A 21,657-nucleotide genomic window follows, 5' to 3' on the forward strand; every position below is an offset into this window, starting at 1 on the left:
GGAGGATCACCCGGCCAGCAGCGTCGCGTGCCGGGTGCGCAGTTCGCGCTTGAGCACCTTGCCGGTCGGGCCGAGCGGTACGTCCGCCTCGTCCCGCGCGACGACCACCGCGGCGAGCGTGGCCAGGCCCGCCTCCGCGAGGGCCTTGTTGGCGCGTTCCCGCACCTCGTCGGCGGTGACGTCGCCTGCCTCCGCCTGGGGGACGACCACGGCGATCGGGCGCTGTCCCTCGCCGGGCCGTCCCGGCACGCCGATGACCGAGCAGTCCTGGACGAGGTCGGCGCAGTCGGCGATGAGGACCTCCTCGACCGGCAGGCTGTAGACGGGGCCGTCCACGGTGTCGATGACGTCCATGGTCCGGTCGAGGTGGTAGAAGTTGCCCTCGCCGTCCCTGCGGGCCACGTCCCCGGTCAGCCAGTAGCCGTTGAGCTCGAAGCTTCCGGTCAGCTTCGGGTCGTTCCAGTAGCCGGGGGTCCTGGAGGGGGTGATGACCGCCAGCAGGCCGACGGTGCCGTCGGGCACCTCCTCACCGTCCTCGTCCAGCACCGCCGCGCGGGTCACGGCCTCCTGCGCCTTGCCGACGCAGCGGTCGTTCCTCGGCGTCTCCGGCGTGGTGACCTGGCCGAACAGCGCCATCCCCATCTCCGAGGAGCCGAGGCCGTCGACGAACTGGGAGCCGGGCAGCGGCCCGTCGGAGGCGGCCCCGCCGGGCAGCAGCCACGGCTTGATCAGGCCCGCGGGCCGTTCGCCGAGCCGTACCAGGCGCCTGATGTGCCCGTGGTGCGCGCTGTCGCCGGTGTTGAACCAGGAGTGCACCTTGGCGGCGCCCTTGACGGGCAGGTCGCCGGTGGCCAGTTCGACGAACGTCCTGGGGAAGGAGGCCAGCATCGTCGGCTGGAAGGCCTCCATGACCGGTTCGACGGCCACGCGCCGCCAGTCCGACATGACGACGGTCGGCAGCCCGAGCAACACCGCGGTGAGGAAGTAGCTCAGCCCGCCCGCGTGGGTGTGCGGCATGAGCGACATCAGCCTGTCGTACGGCTCGGCGGGGAAACGCACCATCCTCGGCTGTTTGCCGTCCCAGAACTGCAGGTGGCCCAGGATCGTCGACTTGGGGACGCCGGTGGTGCCGGAGGAGTGGATCAGCCCGACGACGTCGTCGGGGGCGTGCCGGTAGGGCTCGCCGTCAGGCGTGCCGGAGCCCGCGTCGTGGGCCCGCACCTCGGAGGACGGCGCGACGAACCGGGGCCGCTCCCGCGGGTTGTTCCGGTAGGCGGCCTGCAGCCGGGTCGTGTCGTCGGCGACGACGCCGACGGCCCCCACGTGAGCGAGGTAGCCGGCCATGATGTCGGGCCGCATGGCGTCGTTGACCATCGCCGGGACGGCGCCGAGGGAGGTGAGCGCCAGGAAGTGGATGAGGGGTTGGAGCCCCTCGCCGACCACGACGCCGACCGGCTCGCCGGGCCGTACGCCGTTGGCCCGGTACCACCCGGCGTAGCGGTCCCGCAGCGCCGCCAGGTCGGTCAGGCTGTGGCCGCGTAACACGACCCGGCCGAGGTGGTCGTCGTGGTGGCTGTAGACGAAGGGGACGTCCCGGTTGGGGTTGGCGGCCAGGGCGTGGTCCAGGAAGTTGCCCGCGCCGAGTCCCGGCTCGGTCATCAGCCTCCGCCGGACCTCCAGGGGGGCGATCGAGGTGGTCTCAGACATGCTCGTCTCTCCTGTCGTAAGTCGTGATCACTTCTGCGGCGACGCGGTGACCCGACCGGATGGCGCCCTCCATCAGGCCGAAGAACTCCGTGCTCGTCTCGGTGCCGGCCCAGTGCACCCGTCCGTGCGGGGTGACCAGGTGCGGGCCGAGCCGTGTCCAGTCCCCGGGGCCGAACAGGGCCGCGTAGCACCCCCGGCTGTAGTCCTCGTTGACCCAGTCGGTCACGTGGAAGCCGGTCGGCTCCGGCAGTCCGGGGAACAGCCGCACGGCCTGCTCGAACGCCCGCGCGCGTTGCTCGCCGGGGGACAGCCGGGCGAAGTCGTGCGCCTGCCTGCCGGTCACGAAACCGGTCAGCACGCCGATCGCGCCGTCGGGCGGCGAGTCGTCGACCGTGGACAGCAGCGGCCCGCGCGCGTTGACCGACCAGCCGGACAGGCCCCGTTCGCGCCAGGCCGGGCTCGGATAGACCAGGTGCACCTTGACCGCGCAGCCGGGCGCCGTACGCCCGCCGGAGCGGGGGACCGGCAGCGCGGGGTGGTGGTCGACGGCGTCGGCGAGCGACGGCGGCACCGCGACCACCACGGCGCGGGCCCGCAGCGAACCGGCCGTGGTCGTCACCGTCACGCCCTCGTCGTCCTGGTGGACGGCGCGCACCGGCTCGCCGAGCCGTACCCGGTCGCCGAGCCGTCCGGCCAGCAGTTCGCACAGCCGGTGCGCGCCACCGGCGACGCGGTCCTCCTGCGCGCCGCCGGCGAAGGCGTTGAGATAGCGGACCCCGCCGCCCGAGCGCAGGTAGAACCCCATGTGCAGGACCGAGACGTCCCGGGGGTCGGCGGCCATCATCTCCCCGAGGAACAGCGGGAAGAACAGCCGCGCGTCGGGGTGGCGCAGGTGCTCACGCGCCCACTCGTCCGCGGTCGTCGCGTCCAGCCGTACGGCGTCCGCCGACAGCCAGGGCGCGTCGGCGCGCACCGCGCGGGTCAGCTCGTCCAGCGCGTCGAACAGCTCGCCGAGCGCGACCGCCGACAACGGAGGGAACCGTCCGGGCCTGGTACGGCCGTCGCCGTCGTCGCCGAGCGCGAAGCGGCTGTCACCGGTCATGGCGGTCGGCGTGGTCCGCAGGCCCACCTGCGCCATCAGAGCGGTCAGCGCGGTGTGCCGTTCCCCCAGGTAGGCGGCGCCCGCGTCGATCCAGCTGCCGGGGGCGGCCTCGACGCCGTGGACACGGCCGCCGACCCGTTCGCGTGCCTCGACGACGGTGACCTCGACGCCCCGCGCGGCCAGGTCGGTCGCGGCGGTGAGCCCGGCCAGGCCCGCCCCGACCACGACGACGCTCATGCCGTGCTCGCGATCTTCTTGGCCAGGGCGTCCGGCGTCGGGGCGGTCATGAAGTCGTCGAAGTCCAGCTCGACCCCCCAGGACCGGGCGACCGCGCTCAGCACACGGGTGGCGAGTAGCGAGTCTCCACCCATGACGAAAAAGTCAGAATCGGCCCTTACATCGTCATTTTCCAGCACACGCCGGAATATGTCGGAGATGGCGTCTACGTTCATGGAATGCATTGCTCCTTCAATTGGCTGAGGACGCGTATCGCCGGTGCGAACCCGCTCGATCGACCTTTCCGCTGGCCGTATAGGCGAGTTCGGGAACGACGGTGATCCGGCTGGGCACCAGATGACCGGGCACCCGGGCGCGCAGATAGTCCAGGACGTCTCCGGCGAGCGTCGGGGCGTCGGCGGGCGAGCGGGGCACGACGTAGGCGGCGAGCGTCGTGTGGTCGGCGACGGTCGCGCCCGCGACCGCCACCGCGCCCACCCTCGGGTGGCCGGAGATCTGGGCCTCCACCTCGCCCGGATCGACCCGGACACCACGGACCTTGAGCTCGTGGTCGAGCCGTCCCTCGTGGACGAGCGTCCCGTCTTCGGTCCGGCTCACCCGGTCGCCGGTGTGGAAGCAGCGCTCGGGGCCCTCGCCCAGGTCCGCCTCGGCGAACCGTTCCGCGGTCGCCTCGGGCAGGTCGCGGTAGCCGAGCGCCAGCGAGGGGCCGCCGACGAGCAGTTCGCCGTCCCCTGTGACGTGCTGGCGGACATGGGGCAGGGGGCGCCCGATCGGGACCCGCTCCCCCGCCGTCCACGGCCGGTCCCTGCGGGGCGCGAACGGGCCGTGCAGGTCGACGGCATGGGTGATGAGCGTGGTCTCCGTGCACCCGTAGGTGTTGACCAGCCGGATCCCGTCGGTGCCGAGCGCGCACCAGTCGGCGAGCCGTACGGGGCTGACGGCCTCCCCGCCGATGACGACCGTCCGCACGCAGGCCGGCAGCACGGCCCGCTCCTCGGTCAGGTGGCGCACCAGCTCGTGCCAGAACGCCGAGGGGAGGTCGAGCAGGGTGATCCGCTCGGTCTCGATCATCCGTAGCAGCCGGGGGAAGGAGCCCGAGTGGGCCCGCTCGTCGAAGACCAGCGCCGCCCCCGTGGTGAGCGCGGGCAGGATCTCCTCCAGGCAGGTGTCCCAGTTCGGCGACGCGAACTGCAGCACCCGGTCCTCGGGGGTCAGCCCGAACAGGGTCCGCAGCTCACCGGTCACGGTGGAGACGGCCCCGCGCGGGGTCACCACGGGCTTCGGCGCCCCCGTTGAGCCGGAGGTGAACAGGACGTACGCCGGGTCGTCGGCGTCTGCGGTGTCCCCCGTCCCGGGCACGGCCCCCGGTAGGGCCTTCCCCGGTAGGGCCTCCCCCGGTACGGCCTCCCCGGGGGAGGGAAGGGCGAGCGCGCGCACTCCCGGCGGCGTGGGCGCGTCCGGGTCGGGGGTGAGCAGCAGGCGGCACCCGCTCGCCGCCAGCAGCGCCCGCCGCCTGGGCTCCGGGTGCGCCGGGTCGACGGGGCAGTACGTGCCGCCCGCGGCCAGGACGCCGAGCAGGGCGGCCACGGTCGCCGCCGAGTGCGAGGCGACCACCCCGACCGTCCCGGGGCGGGGGCCGAGCCGCCCGGCCGTCGCGCGGACCCACGCGGCGAACTCGGCGTAGGTGAGGGGGTGACCGTTGTCCGCCGTCGCGAGCCGTTCCGGATACCGTTCGGCCGCGTCCGCGAACGCCCTTATCACGTCGGGATGCGAATAAGGCACTCTTGCCTCTTTCTGAGTTAACACGCCAAATGGTGTTTTGCAGTGAATTCGGGGGATCGCGTTCATGCTGTCGAGGAGCGCTGGATGTGGACTTGATGCGGCCTGGATTTCGGCTGGACTACATCTCGTGTTTCTCGCATGGCTGCCTGTGACAACGATGTGACAGACGGAGAGCGAAATGTCAGAAAGGTGCCTGGGGCACGTTCTGAAAATCGGGCTGCTCGGAGCGGTCCAGGCGCGTTGCGAATGCCGGGAGGTCCCCCTCGGCCCGCCGCGGCAGCGAGCGGTGCTGGCCCTGCTCGCGCTGGAGGCGGGTCGTACGGTCCCGATGGAACGGCTGATCAGAGGTTTATGGGGGGAGCGGGCACCGGCGGGGGCGCGGGGCCTGGTCCAGGGATACGTCTCGCGGCTGCGGCCGGCCCTCGCCGGGATGGGCGTCACGATCGCCTACGCGCCGCAGGGCTACCTCCTCGAACTCGCGGCCGAACAGGTGGACGTCCACGAGTTCCGGATTTCGGTCACCAGGGCACGCTCTCTCGACACCGACGAGGCGCAGGCCGTCGCCCTGCGGCGCGCCATCGCGCTGTGGCGGGGGGAACCCCTGACCGGAGTCTCCGGAGGTGAGCTGCTCGACGGGCTGCGCGAGACCCTCACCGAGGAACGGCTGGCCGCCACCGAGGAGTGCCTGAACGCCGAGGCGCGCGCGGGCCACGCCACGGTGCTGATCCCCGAACTGATCGCGCTCGTGGCCGAGCACCCCTTCAGGGAGGGACTGGTCGGCCTGCTCATGCTGGCCCTGTGCCGGGCGGGCCGCAGGGCCGACGCCTTGGAGCGATACGAACGCACCCGGCGCCGTCTCGTCGAGGAACTCGGCCTCGACCCCGGCCCTGAGCTGCGGCAACTGCACCAGACAATCCTGCGCGGCACCGTACGCGGGGCGGGGACCGTTCTTCTGCCGTCCGTCGAGGCGGACGCGGTCCCCGCCCAGCTGCCCGCGGAACCCGGCCAGTTCACCGGCCGCGCCGCCGAACTGACCCTGCTGGACTCGGTCGTGACCGGTGACGAAACGGTGGCGATCTCGCTGGTGACCGGCACGAGCGGCGTCGGCAAGACCGCCCTGGCCGTCCACTGGGCGCACCGGACCCGCTCCCGCTTCCCCGACGGGCAGCTCTACGTCGACCTGCACGGTCACTCACCGCGACGGCCGCTGCGCCCGATCGAGGTCCTCGGACGGTTCCTGCGCGCGCTGGGCGTTCCCGCCGAGCGCGTGCCCGGCACCGTGGAGGAGGCGGGCGCGGTCTACCGCAGCCTGCTCGCCGACCGCAGGGTGCTGGTCGTGCTGGACAACGCGGGCAGTGTGGAGCAGGTCCGTCCCCTCCTGCCCGGCGGCAGGCGCTGCGCCACGGTGGTCACCAGCAGGGAACACCTGGCGGGCCTCGTCGCCAGGGACGGCGCGGTCCCGGTCCCGCTCGGCGTGCTCGCCTCGGACGAGGCGGTCACCCTGTTCGGCAAACTCCCGGGCGGCGAACGGTTGTCGGCGGAGCCCGAGGCGGCCGGGGAACTGGCCAGGGCCTGCGGTTACCTGCCGCTGGCGCTGCGCGTCGCCGCGGCCGACGTCGCGGGTGGGCCCGTGGGGGAGACGGCGGGCCGGGCCCGCAGGCTCGCCGGCGCCAGGCTTTCCGTGCCCGCCGCCGGGGAGGCGCGTGAGATCGCGCGCGGCGCGCTCGACAGCTCCTACCGCCACCTCGACCCGCCCGCCCGGCGCCTGTTCCGGCTGCTCGGCATGGTCCCGGGGCCCGTCTTCACCGCCGAGGCGGCCGCCGCGCTCGCGGGCACGCCCCCAGGCGAGGCCGACCGCCTGCTGTACGGTCTCGCCGCCGCGGGGCTCGTCGAGGAGACCGAACCGGGCCGCTACGCCCTCCACGACCTGGTCCGCGAGTACGCCCTCGAACGCGCCTGGGCCGAGGACCCAGAACCCGAGCGCGCCCGAGCCCTGGACGCCCTGCTGGCCTGGTACCTGCGCGCCGTCCGTGAGGCGGGCGAGGAGGCCTGCCTCGCGGAGGCCGCCACCGTACCGGCGCACATGATCGCCGTCCTCTGAGCGGGCGTTTGCTCTCGTGAACTCTGTCCGGTTCATGTTCGGGTGCCGCGCCAGGCCGGGGGTGTTCACCGGCGAGGCGGCGGGACACGGACCGAGGTGAGGAGCGGGCGCCCGAAGCCGGCAGATCCGGATCGGCTCGCGTTCCTCACCGACGGGTGACCCCGGCGGTCACGGACAGCCAGGCGAGCGCGGCCAGCGCCAGCGCCGTCGCGACGGCGAACGTCGTCCCCGTCCCGGCCGGCATCGTCAGCCCGCCGACCGCCGTGCCCACGCTGATGCCGAGATAGATCGCCGATGAGTTCAGCGCCACCAGCAGCGGTGCCTGCGCCGTCGCCGCCTCGATCAGCCGGTGCTGCTGCGGCGGGGTCTGACACCAGCTCGCCGCGCCCCACGTGACGGCCAGCAGGGCGACCGCGGCGGGCGCCCGCACGCCCGTCACGGCCAGCGTCGCGAAGGCGGCCATGGTCACGGCCATCAGCGCGTAGCCGGTGGCCAGCGTCCTGACCGGGCCGATCCGGTCGGCGGCGAAACCGGCGGCCAGGTTCCCCGCGACGGCGCCGAGACCGTAGGCGGACAGCACCCACACGGTGCCCGAGCCGGTCACACCCAGGGCACGCAGCGCCGGGACCGCGAAGGCGTAGGCGGTGTAGGCGGCGGCCATGCCCAGGGCCGTCAGCGGCAGCACCATGGCCACCCCGGGCCTGCGCAGCGCCGCCAGCCTGGTCCGCAGCGGCACCGGGACGCCTCCGGGAAGGGGCGGCGTCAACGCGCCCGCGGCCAGCGCGGTCACCAGGCACAACGCCGCCACCAGGCCCAGGGCGGCCCGCCAGCCCATCACCGCTCCGATCGCGCCGCCGAGCGGCACCCCCAGCGCCGTCGCCACCGTCAGCCCGCCGACGACCACGGCCAGCGCCCTGGCCCGCAGTTCGGGACGGACCAACGCCGCCGAGACCGCCCCTGCGGTCGGGGTGTAGGCCGCCGCGCCGACCGCCGCGAGCACCCGGGTGACCAGCAGCGACGGCAGGTCCGGCGCCAGCGCGGAGCCCGCGTTCGCCGCGGCCAGCAGCACCAGCGCCGCCACCAGCAGCGCCCGGCGCGGCAGCCGCGCGGTCAGGGTGGCCACCACCGGCGCCGCGAGCGCGTAGCAGGCGGCGAACACCGTCACCGCCTGCCCCGCGCCCGCCGTCGAGGCGCGCAGTGAGGCGGCGACGTCCGGCAGGAACCCGGCCAGGACGAACGCGTCCGTGCCCACCGCGAACGTTCCCAGGGCCAGCACCCACGTCCGGCCCAGGCCGCCGAGGGCGGCCGGGCGCGATATCGAGACATTTGACATCCCGATTTACCTTTCAATGAGGCCCGGCCGGCCGGCCGGGCGCGATGGATCTCCTCGTGCCGGAGGACCGGGGTCAGGAAAGGGTCTGGCAGAACCGGCGCACCCGCGCCGGGGCCGCCGCGGGACTCACCGCGATGAGATCCGCCAGGGTCTGCGCGGCCAGTTCCCGCCGCCACGCGAGCTCCGCCCTGCGCATCGCCTGCGCGACCCCGCACGGACGGGCGAACTCGGAGCCCGCGGCCTCGGCTCCGGCGCCGCGCTGCCGGATCTCGGTGCAGCGGAACGCGTCCTGCCGTCCCTCGATCGCGGCCACCACGTCCATGAGGCTGATCTCCTCAGGTGTCCGCGCCAGCGAGTAGCCGCCGCGCGGCCCCGGCGAGGAGGACAGGATTCCCGCACGCACCAGTGGCTGGAGACGCTTCTTCAGGTACTCGGGCGGCAGTTCGAACACCTCGGCCAGCCGTCCCGTCGACACCGGCGCCTGATCTCCCAGCCACGCCAGGGCCAGACAGCAGTGCAGACCCCACTCGACGCCCTCACCCATCAACATAACCGGGATATTACACATCCCGGTTATCCCGTCGACGTCGGCCACCGGCTCGCTCGTGTGCACACGCTGCTGATCTACGCTAAGGTTCACGGTGTCCGAAGGACAACCGGGACGTAGCGCAGCTTGGTAGCGCACTTGACTGGGGGTCAAGGGGTCGCAGGTTCAAATCCTGTCGTCCCGACCAGGTTTCCACTGGTCAGCGAGGGTGTCTCTCACATGAGAGGCACCTTTTTCGCGTTCTGAGGCACCAACTGAGGCACCGGCGTCCCACAAGAGGGCCGTACTCCCGCGCGCGCAGGGCGCAGCTTCCTGAGAGGGGTGCCGAAGAACGGCCTCCTCGTCGCGCGGCGGGTCACGCACGTCCCTGCCGTCCTCATCGGCTTCGAACCAGGGCCGCCCCTGCTTGAGCACCACGGGCGCCCCGCCGCGCCGGGTGCCCTCGGCGCGGCGTCGAGATTCGGGATGTCCGGTGAATCGGTTCTCTGTGGGTTTCGGCGAACCGTTGGTCGTCGCTGTGGGTGGCAGGCCTCTCGCCTGAGGAGACCGACGGGGCCGATCCACGGCGGGCCGCCAAGTGTGGAGAGACCCGCGAACGACTCGGAGATCGGGAGGACGACGTCCGCCTCAGCCGGCCAGCCTGGCGACCAGGCGGACGAGGGTGTCCCGGGCGGTCTCCGTGCCCTCCGCCATGATCATGCGGGCGAGCTGCGGGGTGGCGTACCACCATCCGGCCAGGGCGACCACGGCGTAGAGCAGTTCCCTGGCCGCGAGGTCCGGGTTCAGGGTGCCCGCCTTCTGGGCGGCGGTCAGCGCGGCCAGCTTCGCGGCGTAGTGGGCACCGCGCCGCTCCTCGGCCGCGATGGGCCCGTCGCCGCGGTGCAGGCCCTCCCAGTGCAGCAGGCGGATGAGCTGTGGATGCTCACGGTGGTAGTCGTAGACGCGCCCGGCGTACTCCGGCAGGTCGCCGGCCAGGTGCTCGTCCAGTGGCACGGCCTCGGCCAGCCGTTCCAGCGCCGAGGTCAGCACGGCGGCGAACAGCTGCTCCTTGTTGCCGAAGTACTGGTAGATGCGTTCCTTGTTGACGCCCGCGGCGGCGGCGACCCGATCCAGCCGGGCGGCCTCGGGGCCGTGCTGGGCGAACTCCTGTACGGCCGCGTCCAGCAGGAGCTGCCGTGTCCTCTCCGTGTTCCACGCCATGGCGGCCAGCATAGCCGAAATTCCAACTGGACAGTTGGAGTCTGTCGTGACAATATCCAACCAGCGAGTTGGAAATGTGTAGCGAAAGGCACTGACATGTCCGCTGTCCCCTCCGTGCACCACCGCGCCGTGATCACCTGGCTGTCGGTCTACGCGATGATCATGCTGGTCCAGGTCGTGATCGGGCCCGTCCTCGCGCCGCTGCCGCTGCCGTTGCGCACCCTGGCGCTCACCGCGATCGTGGTCCCCGCCGTGGTGTACGCCCTCGTCCCCAGCCTCCTGCGCGTCCACGCCCACCTTCGCCGGAGCCGCCGCCTGACCACCTCGGACGACGCCTAGACCGGGCGATCCGGTCCCACCGGCATAGATCGGCGCTCCGTCCGCGTCCTTGTCCGGTGACATCGAGAGGAGGACGGGTGGATCCAGGATTTGAGGCGGACCTCAGGGAGTTCGTCATCGATCGATCGGGGGCGCTGTTCCGCACCGCCTACCTGCTGACCGGCGACCGGCACGCCGCTGAGGACCTGGTGCAGTCGGCGCTGGCGAAAACGGCGGCGAAATGGCGGGGTCTGCGGGACACCGCGGCCATCGAGGGTTATGTCCGCCGCGTCATGTACCACGAGCAGGTGAGCCGGTGGCGGCGCCGTTCCCGCATCGCGGAGGTGCCCACCGGATGGCTGCCCGAACGGATCGGCGACGGGCACGCCGAGGCGGCGGATCTCCGCCTGGTGATGCGCGAGGCACTCGCCCGGCTGACCCCCCGGCAGCGGACCATCCTCGTGCTGCGCTACTTCGAGGACCTGTCCGAGACCGAGATCGCACGACTGCTCGGCGTCAGGGTGGGGTCGGTGCGCAGCCAGATCCACCGGTCGCTGGAACGTCTGAGGGCGGCCGCGCCCGAACTGAGCACGGTGAGGGAGTTCGGATGAACATCGAGGATCTGCTGCGCGAGACCCTTTCCGACATGGCCCACGAGGAGCAGCCGCCCCCACCGGACCGGTTCGTCCAGGTCAGGCGGGGGCGCCCCCGCGGGCGCGGACTCGCCCTGGTCGCGGCGGCGGCCGTGACCGCGATGGCGGTCGGGTCCACGCTCGTGTCCCAGGGCCTGTCCTCATCCCGGGACGCCGCCGGGCAGGGTCCGGGCACGGCGTCTGTGGAGACCGGGCGGGGACGGATCACCCTGACCGTGCGGGAGGGGCTACGGCTCTCACAGGTCCTGGAGCGGCTGTCGGCCGCCACCGGAAGACCGCAGGCGGAGTTCGGGCGGGCCGCCAAGGACGGCGGGGCGCTCGGCCTGCCGTCCTACGCCAGGGGCGCGCTGGAGGGATTCGCCTTCCCCGGAACCTACGAGGTCCCGTCCACGTCGAGCCCCGGCGAGATCCTCGCCGCGATGGTGACGCGCTTCAACCGCGTGGCCGGGGACGGCGATCTGGTGGCCGGCGCCAGGCGCGCCGGCCGTACACCACTGGAGATCCTGATCATCGCCAGCATCGTCCAGGCCGAGTCGGCCGACAAACGCGACATGCCGAAGATCGCGCGGGTCGTCCACAACCGGCTGGACCACACGCCCGGACTGAGACTGCAACTGGACAGCACCGTCCTGTACGGCCTGGGCAAGTACGGCGCCAAGGCCTCGCAGGAGGATCTCAGGAGCCGTTCGCCGTACAACACCTACGCGCGCCGGGGCCTGCCGCCCGGGCCCATCTGCAACCCGGGCGCCGACGCCATCGCGGCCGCCCTGAAGCCGGCCGCCGGGCCCTGGCTCTACTTCGTGACGACCGACCCGAAGAGGGGTGTCACGAAGTTCGCCGCCTCCGAAGCCGAGTTCCTCGAACTGACCAGGGAGTACCGCGGGAACCTCGGGAAGGCCGGGTGAGTCACGAGCCGGGGGAGCGCTCTCCCAGGCGGCCCCGGGACGGGACTCTCTCCTGCGGAAGGACACGGTATGGAACCGATGATGTCGTTCGTGTAATGAGGAGAGCGCTCCAAACGAAGAAAGGGGTATGTTCAAAACCCCCCAGAAGCGACGAACGGGCACGGCGGTTTCCGCCGGGTTGCTGATCTTCACCCTCGCGGGTTGCGCGAGCGCTCCGACCACCACCATGAACGCCACCCAGATGGTCGAGGCGCTGGCCAAACAGGGACTGCCCGTGTCCCTCACGGTGACCTACACCGCCTCCAACGACCCGAACAAGTTGCTCGGGAAGCCGAACGGTTACACCTCCAAGGCCTCCTTCACCGACCAGCGGGTCGACGCCACCAAGGTCCCCGGAGCCAAGCAGGGTGACGTGGGCCTCGGCGGCAGCGTCGAGGTCTTCGCCACGGCCGGAGACGCGGAGGTGCGCGCCAACCTCCTGAAGGAGAGCGCGCAGAAGGTCCCGACACTCGCCGAGTACAGCTACGTGAAGGGCCCGGTCGTGGTGCGGGTCTCGAAGGAGCTGATGCCGATGGACGCCCAGGAGTACGAAGGGGCACTCGGCAAGCTCGTCAAGTAGTCCGGCGGACCCGCGAGGCGCGTCCGGTGAGGTCCCGACCCCCCACCTGGGTCCTCACCGGACGGCCGGGCCCGACGCCTCGGCCGGCCGCCGCCCGGAGCCCGGCCTCAGAGCTTGCGGAAGGTCCTGGACTCCTCCGCCGAGGCCAGTACGGCCCGCAGGGACGCCCCCGTGCTCGCTGAGACGACCGCCGCGACGGCGCCCTCGACGAACGGTACGTCGGCGACCACGACCCCGGGGGCCTCGAAGAGGCGGGCCGTCAGGACCGAGCCGCCGAGGTCGGGGATCAGGATCACCCCGTCCCCCTGGTCGACCCGGGAGATCGCCGCGGCCACCAGGTCGGCGCTGTTGCCCAGGCCGCCGTCGGACGCGCCCCCCGCGGGAGCCAGGGGTACGGTGACGCCGCAGATCTGGGCGGCCAGCGTCGCGACCTCCGAGGCGAGCGGCCCGCTGTGGGAGATGAGGACGATGCCGACCATCGGCGCCCTACCCCTGCCCGGGATCGTTCACGGCCGAGAGCAGGGCGGCGAACACGAGCGCGCAGGAGGCGGCGCCGGGGTCCTCGTGACCCGCGCTGCGAGGGCCGAGATAGCTGGCCCTGCCCTTACGGGCCACCATCGGGATCGTGGCCTCCGCTCCCGCGAGGGCGGCCGAGGCCGCCGCCTCGAACGCCTCCCGCTCTTCGGCGACGGCTCGGGCGGCGGCGGGTGACGCGGTGGCCGACTCAAGCGCCCTGACGGCCGGGGCGAGCGCGTCCACCATGGTCTTGTCACCCTCCGCCGCCGACCCCAGCCGCGTGACGCCGTCGAGGCCGGCCCTGAGCGCGCGGGCCAGTTCGGCGGGGGACACCTCGGGGGAGTCGCCGAGAGAGCCGAGGTGCCTGCCCGCCTCCCGGAACGCCGTGCCGTACAGGGGGCCGGAGGCGCCGCCGACCCTGCGGATCAGCGTGCCGCCCACCAGACGGAGCAGGGCGCCGGGGCTGACCGGTGGCTCCTCGGCCAGCGCCTGTACGGCGGCGCCGAAGCCCCGGTCGAGGTTGACGCCGTGGTCGGCGTCGCCGATCGCGGCGTCCAGTTCGGTGAGCCGTTCCCGGTTCGCGCGCACCGTCTCGGCGATCCCGGTGATCCACCGGGTGAGGAGGGCGGTGTCCATCAGCGGCCCCAGCGCAGGGCGGGGGTCTGGACCGGGGCGTCCCACAGGCGGGCGAGGTCCTCGCTCAGCAGACAGGCCGTGACGGAGAAGCCCCGCATGTCGAGACTGGTGACGTAGTCGCCGACCAGGCTGCGCGCCACCCGCGCGCCCCTGCCGGACAACCGCTCGGCGATCTCGGCGAAGACGATGTGGAGTTCGATGAGCGGCGTGCCGCCCAGGCCGTTCACCATGACCAGGACGTCGCCGGAGAGCGGCATGTCCTCATTGACGGCGTCGAGCGCGACGGCGGCCAGTTCCCGGGCGTCGCGCATGGCGGCGCGTGACCGTCCGGGCTCGCCGTGGATGCCGACGCCCAGCTCGATCTCGGTCTCGCCCAGTTCGAAGGTCGGCCTGCCCGAGACGGGAGTCGTGCAGGCCTCCAGCGCGATGCCGAAGGAGCGGCTCCTGGCGTTGACCTCCCGGGCCACCCGCGCGACCTCGGCCAGCGGCGCGCCGCCCTCCGCGGCGGCTCCGGCGATCTTCTCCACGAAGACGGTCGCGCCGGTGCCCCTGCGGCCCGCGGTGTCCGGGGAGTCGCGCACGGCCACGTCGTCGTCGACGAGCACACGGGCGATCTCGACGCCCTCCTCGGCGCACAGGTCGGCGGCCAGTTCGAAGTTCAGGACGTCGCCGGTGTAGTTCTTCACGACGTGGAGCACGCCCACGCCGCCGTTCGCGGCGGCGGTCGCGGTGACCATCTGGTCGGGCACCAGGGAGGTGAAGATCTCGCCGGGACAGGCCGCGTCGAGCATGCCGTACCCGACGAAGCCCGCGTGCAGCGGCTCGTGGCCGGAGCCGCCGCCGGAGACCAGCCCGACCTTGCCCGGGGTGGGACCGCAGGCACGGGAGACGATCCGGCCGCCGGGGTCGACCCTCAGGTCGGGGTGGGCGGCCGCCAGCCCGCGCAGCGCGTCCGTGACGACCGTTTCGGCGCTGTTGATGAGCTTCTTCACATTCCTTAGCTCTTCCCGTTCCCGTGTCGTGGCAAGCACGGCGGTGCGGAACTCTCAGTGGGGCGAGGGCGGGGCGGGGGTACCGGGGGAGGGGGAGGACTGAGGTACGGTTCAGCCATGGCTGAGATCGTGTACCCCCCGGTCATCGCGCTGGCGAAGACCCTGTTCCGCGCGCTGGACCTCAAGATCCATGTCGAGGGCGCGGAGCGGATTCCGCGGACCGGCGGCGCGGTGCTCGCCAGCAACCACATCAGCTATCTGGACTTCATCTTCGCGGGCCTGGCGGCCCTGCCCGCCGAGCGTCTGGTCCGCTTCATGGCGAAGAAGGATGTCTTCGACCACCGGATCTCGGGTCCGCTGATGCGCGGCATGCACCACATCCCGGTGGACAGGGCCGCGGGTGCCGCCGCGTTCGGCGCGTCGCTGAAGGCGCTCAAGTCGGGTGAGGTCGTCGGGGTGTTCGCCGAGGCCACGATCAGCCGGTCCTTCACGGTCAAGGAGATCAAGAACGGCGCGGTCAGGATGGCCGTCGGCGCGAAGGTGCCGCTGATCCCGATGGCCCTGTGGGGCACCCAGCGGCTGTGGACCAAGGGGCGGCCCAGGAGGCTGCTGCAGCGGCACGTGCCGATCACGGTCCTGGTCGGCGAACCGCTGGAGCCCAAGCGCGGTGACGACTACGACGCGGTCACCGCCGAGTTGCGCAGGAGGATGGCCGAGCTGCTCGACCGGGCGCAGCGGACCTATCCGGAGATCCCGCCGGGCGCGTGGTGGCAGCCCAGCCACCTCGGTGGCGGCGCCCCGACTCCGGAGGAGGCCGCCAAGCTGGACGCCGCGGAGGCGCAGGCGAGACAGGGCGACGACCTGTCCTGAAGGCCCGCCCCGCGAGCCCCGGGAGGTCCGCAAGCCGGTGTCAGGTGGGCCACAAGCGGTGTGGTCCACGCTGATCCCATGAATGACGTGTTCGACAACCTCGCCGAGGCCTTCCAGCCCGCCCCGTCGCCGGGGCCGGGGCGTACTCCCGGGCCGGTGGGGATGGCCGTGCTGATGATCCTCTGGGCGGCGCTCGGCCTGGCGCCCTTCGTCTTCGCGGTCGAGGATCTCAAGCTCGCCACGGGGAGGACCGGCTCCCCGGGAACCCTGACGGTCGTCTCGTGCGCGCCTCTGGGGCAGGGGCGTTACGACTGCCGGGGCAGCTTCGTCCTGGACCGCACCGGTGAGACGGTGCAGGTCGCCGCCTCACCCGACTCGACGGTCGGCGACGTCAGGCGCGCCCGGCTCACCCCGGAGGGCGACCGCGCGGTCCCGGCCGGCACCTCGGGTGTGCTGGCCGCCCTCACCCTGCCCTTCCTCGGTGTCGGGGTGCTGGGCTTCCTGCCGTACGCGCTGCTGTACGTCCTGCGGGTACGGCGTGGCCGGCGCCCGGCCGTGGCCGTCGGATGCCTGCTCACGGCCGTCTCTCTGGCCGGTCTCGTCGTGGGCGTGGTCGCTGCCTATTCGTGATGCTTAGAGGTATTACGAGGGGCGTGATCCGTATGGCATTGGTCATGGTTTTTGGACCGTTCCTGGTTTCTCATTAAGAACCGGCCGAATAGTCGTAAATTTTGCGAATTGAGAGAGGGGGTGGCGCCTGGAAGGAAGTTTCTGTTCGGGATGGCAAGGAGGGGACGATTGGTATTTTTGGGCGAGATGTCCAGCAGGTAAATCCGGTCAAATGTGATATTTCGCTATATGCCTCATGAGTCGCGCGTGTCACCTGATCGCGCACTATAACGATGCACTAACGACGGATATCCCCTCTATGGAAAACTTCCTGAAGTTCATGAGAATCAAGGGGTATCTCCCTGCTGTCTCGCGAACGGGGAATCGGGGGCCGTCGGCTGACGACGGTGAGGCATCGCGAACGTTCAGGAAATCTGACCCTGCTGTCCGGTGTATTGCTCGACTCCGAGAATGGATGCCCGATGAGCCGTTTGACCGCCCTGCGTAGCAGGTTCGTGGACGCTCCTGACTCCCTGGGTGCCAAGGCCCGCGCGCGCCGCTGGCAGTGGCTGGCGCGGGTCTTCCCCGACGTGGGCGACATGACGGTCATCGACCTGGGCGGTACGGCCAGCGCCTGGCTCCGTTCGCCGGTCAAGCCCGCGCGTGTGCACATCGTCAACCTCTCCACCCCGCCCGCCGAGCTGCCCCCGTGGGTGACCGTGGAGAACGGCGACGCCTGTGATCTGCGCGCCGCCACCCACGGCCGCTACGACCTGGTCTTCTCGAACGCGGTCATCGAGCACGTCGGCGGCCACGCCAGACGGGAGAGCTTCGCCGAGGCCGTCTACGACCTGGCCGACCGGCACTGGGTGCAGACGCCCTACCGCTACTTCCCCGTCGAGCCGCACTACGTCTTCCCCGGGTTGCAGTTCATGCCGATGGCGGTGCGGGCGGCGACCGTGCGGCGCTGGCCCCTGGTGCACACCCGCCCGGCGGACCGGGCGAGCGCGGTGCGCTCGGTGGCCGAGATCGAACTGCTCAGCAAGACCGAGATGCGGCACTACTTCCCGGACTCGGAGCTCCACTACGAGTGGATGGCCGGTCTGGTGAAGGCCCTGATCGCGATCAAGCGTTGAGTTCGCGGATGGACCGTGCCAGGACGACGGCCCTCCAGCGGAGACGGGGCCGTGCAGGGGTGATATGGACCTCGCCGTTTTGTCCGGGTACGGTCGGCGCGTGACGTTTTCGATCGTGGCAAGGGCCGGTGACGCCTACGGGGTCGCCGTGGCGAGCAAGTTCCTGGCGGCCGGGGCGATCGTGCCCGCCGCGGAGGCGGGCGCCGGAGCGCTGGCGACCCAGGCGTGGGCCAACGTCGCCTTCCGGCCGCAGGGACTGGCGCTGCTGCGTACCGGGACGCGGGCCGAGGACGCGGTGGCCGGGCTGATCGCCTCCGACCCCGGGCGGGACCAGCGTCAGCTCGGCGTGGTCGGAGCCGACGGCGCGGGCGCCACCTTCACCGGGCAGGAGTGCCCCGCCTGGGCGGGCGGGGTCAGCGGTGACGGCTACGCCATCCAGGGCAACATCCTCACCGGCCCCGAGGTGGTCCGGGAGATGGAGGCGGCCTGGCTGGCCGCCGCGGAACTGCCCCTCGCCGAACGGCTGGTGGCCGCGCTGGCCGCGGGCGACGCCGCCGGCGGCGACAGCAGGGGCAGGCAGAGCGCGGCGGTCTACGTGGTCGAGGCGGGCGCGGGCTACGCGGGCTCGGGCGACGTCGCCTGCGACCTGCGCGTCGACGACCACCCCGACCCGGTGACCGAACTGCGCAGGCTGCTGGACGTCCACGAGCTGCTGTTCGGCAGGCCCGACCCGGAGAGCCTGCTGGAGGTCCGGGGAGAGCTGGCCGAGGAGATCGAGGCCCGCCTGAAGGAGCTGGGACACGACACACTCGACCAGTGGGCCGGGGTCGAGAACCTGGAGGGCAGGCTGGTCGAGGGCAGGATCGACCCGATCGTCCTGGCCCGCCTCAGGGGAGACGCCTGAGGCGGCCGGGCCCCTGCGAGGACGGGGTCACCAGGGCGTCCCCACGCCGGGACACCCTGGTGACGACGCCGTACGGGATCAGTGGGCCACCACGGTGGCCGCGGTGGTGAGCCGCTCGTTCAGACGCCGGGTGGTCAGGACCATCGCGCACCGCTCGGCGGCGTAGGTCAGGGCCATCCCGTGGTGCTCGGCGGAGAAGTCGGCGACGGCGTCGGCGACGAAGAAGACCTGCGTGTCGCTCATGAACGCGTCGCAGGCGGTCATCAGGCAGCCGATGTGGGCGTAGATCCCGGTGACGACCAGCTGGTCCCTGCCGGTCTCCGTCATCAGCTCGCGCAGGCGGGTGCGGTGGAAGGCGCTGTAGCGCCACTTCACGAGGTGGACGTCGTCGGGACCCGGGGCCAGGGCCGGGATGATCTCCTGGGCGCCGGGCTCGGGGCCGATCCCCGCCCCCCAGAAGTCCTGCAGCAGGCCGCGCTGCGTGCGGGTCTGCCCGCCGGGCTGGGCCGAGTAGACGACGGGGACACCGAGCCGCCCGGCGGTCTCGCGGAGCGCGGAGACGTTCGCCACCAGGTCGGACATCGGCGACGCGCCCTGGGTGAACGCGCTGACGAAGTAGTTCTGCATGTCGTGCACGAGCAGCAGCGCACGCCGTGGGTCCGGCGTCCACTCCACCCGGTTCTCGGGCAGCCCCTCCTCTCCCGGCATGGGATAGGGGGCGATGGCGGGAATGGCCACGTCGTTCCTTTCTTCGGTCGTCAACGGGTTCTGAGCCTGACCTTGCTGACCTTGCCGACGGCGGTCGTCGGCAGCGTCTCGGTGAACTCGATCCGGTCGGGGATCTTGTAGTCGGCGAGGCCCCGCTCCCGCAGGAAGGCCTTCAGCTCGGGCACGCCGACGGGGGATCGGGTCACGACGTGGGCGCAGGACCGTTCGCCGAGATAGGCGTCGGGGATCGCCACGACCGACACGTCGTGCACGGCCGGGTGGGCGAGCAGGTGGTTCTCGACCTCCTCGGCCGCGATCTTCTCGCCGCCCCGGTTGATCTGGTCCTTCGCCCGTCCCTCGACGACGAGGTGGCCGGTCGGCGTCCGCCGTACGATGTCGCCGGTCCGGTAGAAGCCGTCGGGGGTGAAGGCGGTCGCGTTGTGCTCCTCGGCGCGGTAGTAGCCGCGGATCGTGTACGGCCCGCGGGTGAGCAGGTGGCCGGTCTCCCCGGGGGCGACCGGGGAGCCGGAGTCGTCAACGATCAGGATCTCGTCGTCGGGTGAGATCGGCCTGCCCTGCGTGGTGACGACGATCTCCTCGGGGTCGTCGAAGCGGGTGTAGTTGACCAGTCCCTCGGCCATCCCGAAGACCTGCTGCAGGGCGCAGCCGAGGGCGGGGCTCACTCTGCGCGCCGCCTCCTCGCTCAGCTTCGCTCCGCCGACCTGCAGCACGCGCAGGCTCGACAGGTCGTGCTCGGCGCGGCGGGCGGCCTCGACCCACAGCAGCGCCAGCGGCGGCACCAGCCCGGTGATCGTCACACCCTCCGCCTCGATCAGCGGGAAGCAGGTGTCCGGCCCAGGGTGGGGGGCCAGCACCGCGCGTCCCCCGGCGTACAGGGCGCCGAAGACGCCGGGGGAGCTCATCGGGAAGTTGTGCCCGGCGGGCAGCGCGCACAGGTAGACGCTCGTCTCGTCGAGCCCGCAGATCTCGGCGCTGGCGCGGAAGCTGTAGATGTAGTCGTCGTGGGTGCGGGGAATGAGCTTGGGCAGCCCGGTGCTGCCGCCGGACAGCTGCAGGAAGGCCACGTCGGAGGGGACCGGGCCGGGGATGTCCGTGGGGCCCGCGCCGTCCGCGCGCAGGGAGTCCAGGGCGACGTGCCCACCGGGGTCGCCGTCCACGATCACGTGCGGCACCTTCAGCCCCTCGGCGAGCCGCCGGTGGTCGAAGCCGTCGTGGACGTCGGGGATGACGTACGCCGCGGCCTCGGTGAACTCGCAGAAGTAGGAGATCTCCGAGGACCGGTGGGCCGGGAGCGCGAACACCGGCAGCGCCCCGATCCGGAACAGCGCGAAGCAGACCTCGTAGAAGGAGATCCGGTTGGGGAGCTGGACGACGACCCGGTCACCGGGGCCGAGCCCGAGCCCGAGCAGGCCGGTCGCCAGCCCGTCGGCGCGTTCGTCCAGCTCGCGGTAGGTCACCCGCTCGCCGCCGCCGACCAGGGCGACGCGGTCGCCGTGCGCCGCGGCCCGTTCGCGGAGCAGACCGCCGAATGTCTCGCCGCGCCAGTATCCGGCGGCGCGGTACCGCTCGGCGAACTCCGGCGGGTACGGCACAACGCTCATCGTGGTTCCCGTCAATCGTGGGTTGAGGCCTGCGCGCCGAGACCGAGGGCGTGCAGGAGGGTGCGGAACTTCGCGGAGGTCTCGTCGAGTTCGGCCTCGGGGACCGAGCCCGCGACGATGCCGCCGCCCGCGAACAGGCGGACCCCGGTCCGCGACACCTCGGCGCAGCGGATGGTGACGGCCCACTCGCCGTCGCCCGAGGCGTCGCACCAGCCGACCATGCCGGTGTAGAAGCCGCGGTCGAAGGGCTCGATGTCGGCGATGGCGGCGCGGGCCGCCCCGGTGGGCGTGCCGCAGACGGCCGGGGTGGGGTGCAGCGCGACGGCCAGGTCGAGTGAGGTCGTCGCCGGGTCGTTCAGGCGGCCGGTGACCCTGGTCGACAGGTGCCACATGGTGGCCGTGCAGACGAGTGAGGGCTCGGCGGGCACGCTGAGCGCGCGGCAGTGCGGGGCGAGCGCGTCGGCGACCGCCTCGACGACGACGGCGTGCTCCCGCTGGTCCTTGGCGGAGCAGAGCAGGGCCGCCGCGCGGCGGCGGTCCTCCTGCGGGTCTGCGCTGCGCGGCGCCGACCCCGCCAGGGGGTTGGCCACCACGGCCGGCCCGGTACGGGAGACCAGCAGCTCGGGACTCGCGCCGACCAGGGTCCTGTCACCGGGCAGCGGCACCGCGAAGATGTGGCCGTGCGGGTCGCGGCCCGCCAGGCGGCGCACCATCGTCACGACGTCCACCGGTTCGGGTCGGGTCAGCTCCAGGGACCGGGCCAGGACGATCTTGTCCAGGGCGCCCCGTTCCAGCAGGTCCAGGGCGCGCCGTACCCCCTTGCGGTGGTCGGCCGGGCTGGGGACCGCGACGATCCGCCACGGCTGCCCCGGTTCGGCCTCCGGCGGGTCGCAGGGGACGAAGGGGTCGGCCCACCGGGCCCGCTCCGGCGCGACGAGGTGCGCCGCACCCGGCTCGTCGAACGGGATGGCGCCCATGACGAGACCCGCCCGCTCCCGCACGCGGCCCGCCAGCTCGCGCAGCGTCGCCGCGGGGGGCACCACGTCGGCGCACCCCTGGCCCAGCAGCGTGTGCTGGGGGGAGGAGAAGAGGGAGGAGAGCCCGGGACGGTACCCGTGCAGCAGCTCGGAGGCGGTGACCGCCTCGTATGCGATGCTCAA

The 21,657-nt window shown here is 72.3% G+C and carries 22 protein-coding genes and 1 tRNA gene; 10 read left to right on the top strand and 13 right to left on the bottom strand.

Annotation, left to right across the window (positions count from 1 at the left end):
• Positions 1–6: 6 nt before the first annotated feature.
• Genes ABZ463_RS00390 through ABZ463_RS00405 form a run of 4 tightly spaced genes read right to left on the bottom strand, consistent with a single transcriptional unit; the run spans position 7 to position 4,828 of the window.
• A complete protein-coding gene (locus tag ABZ463_RS00390; RefSeq protein ID WP_352009125.1) occupies positions 7–1,707 on the bottom strand; it encodes a class I adenylate-forming enzyme family protein in 1,701 nt (566 codons plus the stop codon).
• Positions 1,700–3,046 (bottom strand): FAD-dependent oxidoreductase, encoded by a 1,347-nt coding sequence (locus tag ABZ463_RS00395; protein WP_362771629.1) that lies wholly within the window; start codon positions 3,044–3,046, stop codon positions 1,700–1,702. The genes ABZ463_RS00390 and ABZ463_RS00395 overlap by 8 nt, the downstream gene beginning before the upstream one ends.
• Complete coding sequence (locus tag ABZ463_RS00400) at positions 3,043–3,270, bottom strand: phosphopantetheine-binding protein (protein ID WP_362771631.1); 228 nt, start codon at positions 3,268–3,270, stop codon at positions 3,043–3,045. Before ABZ463_RS00400 ends, ABZ463_RS00395 begins: the two co-directional genes overlap by 4 nt.
• Before the next feature lie 7 nt (positions 3,271–3,277).
• Positions 3,278–4,828 (bottom strand): amino acid adenylation domain-containing protein, encoded by a 1,551-nt coding sequence (locus ABZ463_RS00405; protein ID WP_362771633.1) that lies wholly within the window; start codon positions 4,826–4,828, stop codon positions 3,278–3,280.
• A gap of 178 nt (positions 4,829–5,006) precedes the next feature.
• Here ABZ463_RS00405 and ABZ463_RS00410 point away from each other — a divergent pair, with 178 nt between their 5' ends.
• Positions 5,007–6,929 (top strand): AfsR/SARP family transcriptional regulator, encoded by a 1,923-nt coding sequence (locus tag ABZ463_RS00410; RefSeq protein WP_362771635.1) that lies wholly within the window; start codon positions 5,007–5,009, stop codon positions 6,927–6,929.
• 145 nt (positions 6,930–7,074) lie between these two features.
• Here ABZ463_RS00410 and ABZ463_RS00415 read toward each other — a convergent pair whose 3' ends face one another.
• Together ABZ463_RS00415 and ABZ463_RS00420 are read right to left on the bottom strand one after the other, a co-directional pair.
• A complete protein-coding gene (locus tag ABZ463_RS00415; RefSeq protein ID WP_362771637.1) occupies positions 7,075–8,262 on the bottom strand; it encodes an MFS transporter in 1,188 nt (395 codons plus the stop codon).
• A gap of 73 nt (positions 8,263–8,335) precedes the next feature.
• Positions 8,336–8,812, bottom strand: coding sequence for an Rrf2 family transcriptional regulator (locus ABZ463_RS00420; RefSeq protein WP_362771639.1), 477 nt, complete (start codon positions 8,810–8,812; stop codon positions 8,336–8,338).
• Positions 8,813–8,919: 107 nt separating this feature from the next.
• Here ABZ463_RS00420 and ABZ463_RS00425 point away from each other — a divergent pair.
• Positions 8,920–8,996: transfer RNA gene (locus tag ABZ463_RS00425), tRNA-Pro, on the top strand.
• Between the two features lie 440 nt (positions 8,997–9,436).
• Here ABZ463_RS00425 and ABZ463_RS00430 read toward each other — a convergent pair.
• Entirely contained in the window at positions 9,437–10,009 is a 573-nt protein-coding gene (locus ABZ463_RS00430) for a TetR family transcriptional regulator (protein WP_362771641.1), read from the bottom strand.
• 96 nt (positions 10,010–10,105) lie between these two features.
• Between ABZ463_RS00430 and ABZ463_RS00435 the strand changes: the two genes are divergently transcribed.
• From ABZ463_RS00435 to ABZ463_RS00450, 4 genes are all read left to right on the top strand, one after another.
• Complete coding sequence (locus tag ABZ463_RS00435; protein WP_352009133.1) at positions 10,106–10,348, top strand: hypothetical protein; 243 nt, start codon at positions 10,106–10,108, stop codon at positions 10,346–10,348.
• Between the two features lie 77 nt (positions 10,349–10,425).
• Entirely contained in the window at positions 10,426–10,938 is a 513-nt protein-coding gene (locus ABZ463_RS00440) for a SigE family RNA polymerase sigma factor (protein ID WP_352009134.1), read from the top strand.
• Positions 10,935–11,885: an endolytic transglycosylase MltG gene (gene mltG, locus ABZ463_RS00445; protein ID WP_352009135.1), complete on the top strand. Its 951-nt coding sequence runs from the start codon at positions 10,935–10,937 to the stop codon at positions 11,883–11,885. Before ABZ463_RS00440 ends, mltG begins: the two co-directional genes overlap by 4 nt.
• Positions 11,886–12,012: 127 nt before the next feature.
• Positions 12,013–12,504 carry a hypothetical protein gene (locus tag ABZ463_RS00450; RefSeq protein ID WP_362771644.1) on the top strand — a complete coding sequence of 164 codons (492 nt, stop codon included), beginning with the start codon at positions 12,013–12,015 and terminating at the stop codon, positions 12,502–12,504.
• A gap of 107 nt (positions 12,505–12,611) precedes the next feature.
• Here ABZ463_RS00450 and ABZ463_RS00455 read toward each other — a convergent pair whose 3' ends face one another.
• Genes ABZ463_RS00455 through dhaK form a run of 3 tightly spaced genes read right to left on the bottom strand, consistent with a single transcriptional unit; the run spans position 12,612 to position 14,648 of the window.
• On the bottom strand, positions 12,612–12,983 hold the full coding sequence (locus tag ABZ463_RS00455; protein ID WP_352009137.1) for a phosphoenolpyruvate--protein phosphotransferase: 372 nt from the start codon (positions 12,981–12,983) through the stop codon (positions 12,612–12,614).
• A gap of 7 nt (positions 12,984–12,990) precedes the next feature.
• A complete protein-coding gene (gene dhaL, locus ABZ463_RS00460; protein ID WP_352009138.1) occupies positions 12,991–13,656 on the bottom strand; it encodes a dihydroxyacetone kinase subunit DhaL in 666 nt (221 codons plus the stop codon).
• Positions 13,656–14,648, bottom strand: a complete 993-nt coding sequence (gene dhaK, locus ABZ463_RS00465) for a dihydroxyacetone kinase subunit DhaK (protein ID WP_362771647.1) — start codon at positions 14,646–14,648, stop codon at positions 13,656–13,658. The genes dhaL and dhaK overlap by 1 nt, the downstream gene beginning before the upstream one ends.
• A gap of 117 nt (positions 14,649–14,765) precedes the next feature.
• Here dhaK and ABZ463_RS00470 point away from each other — a divergent pair, with 117 nt between their 5' ends.
• From ABZ463_RS00470 to ABZ463_RS00485, 4 genes are all read left to right on the top strand, one after another.
• Positions 14,766–15,518, top strand: a complete 753-nt coding sequence (locus tag ABZ463_RS00470; protein ID WP_362771649.1) for a lysophospholipid acyltransferase family protein — start codon at positions 14,766–14,768, stop codon at positions 15,516–15,518.
• Positions 15,519–15,596: 78 nt separating this feature from the next.
• Positions 15,597–16,148, top strand: coding sequence for a hypothetical protein (locus ABZ463_RS00475; RefSeq protein WP_352009141.1), 552 nt, complete (start codon positions 15,597–15,599; stop codon positions 16,146–16,148).
• 461 nt (positions 16,149–16,609) lie between these two features.
• Positions 16,610–17,263 (top strand): class I SAM-dependent methyltransferase, encoded by a 654-nt coding sequence (locus ABZ463_RS00480; RefSeq protein ID WP_352009142.1) that lies wholly within the window; start codon positions 16,610–16,612, stop codon positions 17,261–17,263.
• Positions 17,264–17,363: 100 nt separating this feature from the next.
• The gene (locus tag ABZ463_RS00485; RefSeq protein WP_362771652.1) at positions 17,364–18,167 is read left to right on the top strand and encodes a DUF1028 domain-containing protein; all 804 of its coding nucleotides are present in this window, start codon (positions 17,364–17,366) and stop codon (positions 18,165–18,167) included.
• A gap of 78 nt (positions 18,168–18,245) precedes the next feature.
• Here the strand turns inward: ABZ463_RS00485 and ABZ463_RS00490 are convergent, their stop codons facing one another.
• From ABZ463_RS00490 to ABZ463_RS00500, 3 genes are read right to left on the bottom strand one after another with little or no spacing between them, the layout of a single operon-like run.
• Positions 18,246–18,905, bottom strand: a complete 660-nt coding sequence (locus ABZ463_RS00490) for an isochorismatase family protein (RefSeq protein ID WP_352009144.1) — start codon at positions 18,903–18,905, stop codon at positions 18,246–18,248.
• A gap of 20 nt (positions 18,906–18,925) precedes the next feature.
• Positions 18,926–20,497, bottom strand: coding sequence for a (2,3-dihydroxybenzoyl)adenylate synthase (locus tag ABZ463_RS00495; RefSeq protein WP_362771654.1), 1,572 nt, complete (start codon positions 20,495–20,497; stop codon positions 18,926–18,928).
• Positions 20,498–20,508: 11 nt separating this feature from the next.
• Positions 20,509–21,657, bottom strand: coding sequence for an isochorismate synthase (locus ABZ463_RS00500; RefSeq protein WP_362771656.1), 1,149 nt, complete (start codon positions 21,655–21,657; stop codon positions 20,509–20,511).

It is taken from the genome of Streptosporangium sp. NPDC020145, from assembly GCF_040631275.1.
GTDB lineage: Bacteria > Actinomycetota > Actinomycetes > Streptosporangiales > Streptosporangiaceae > Streptosporangium.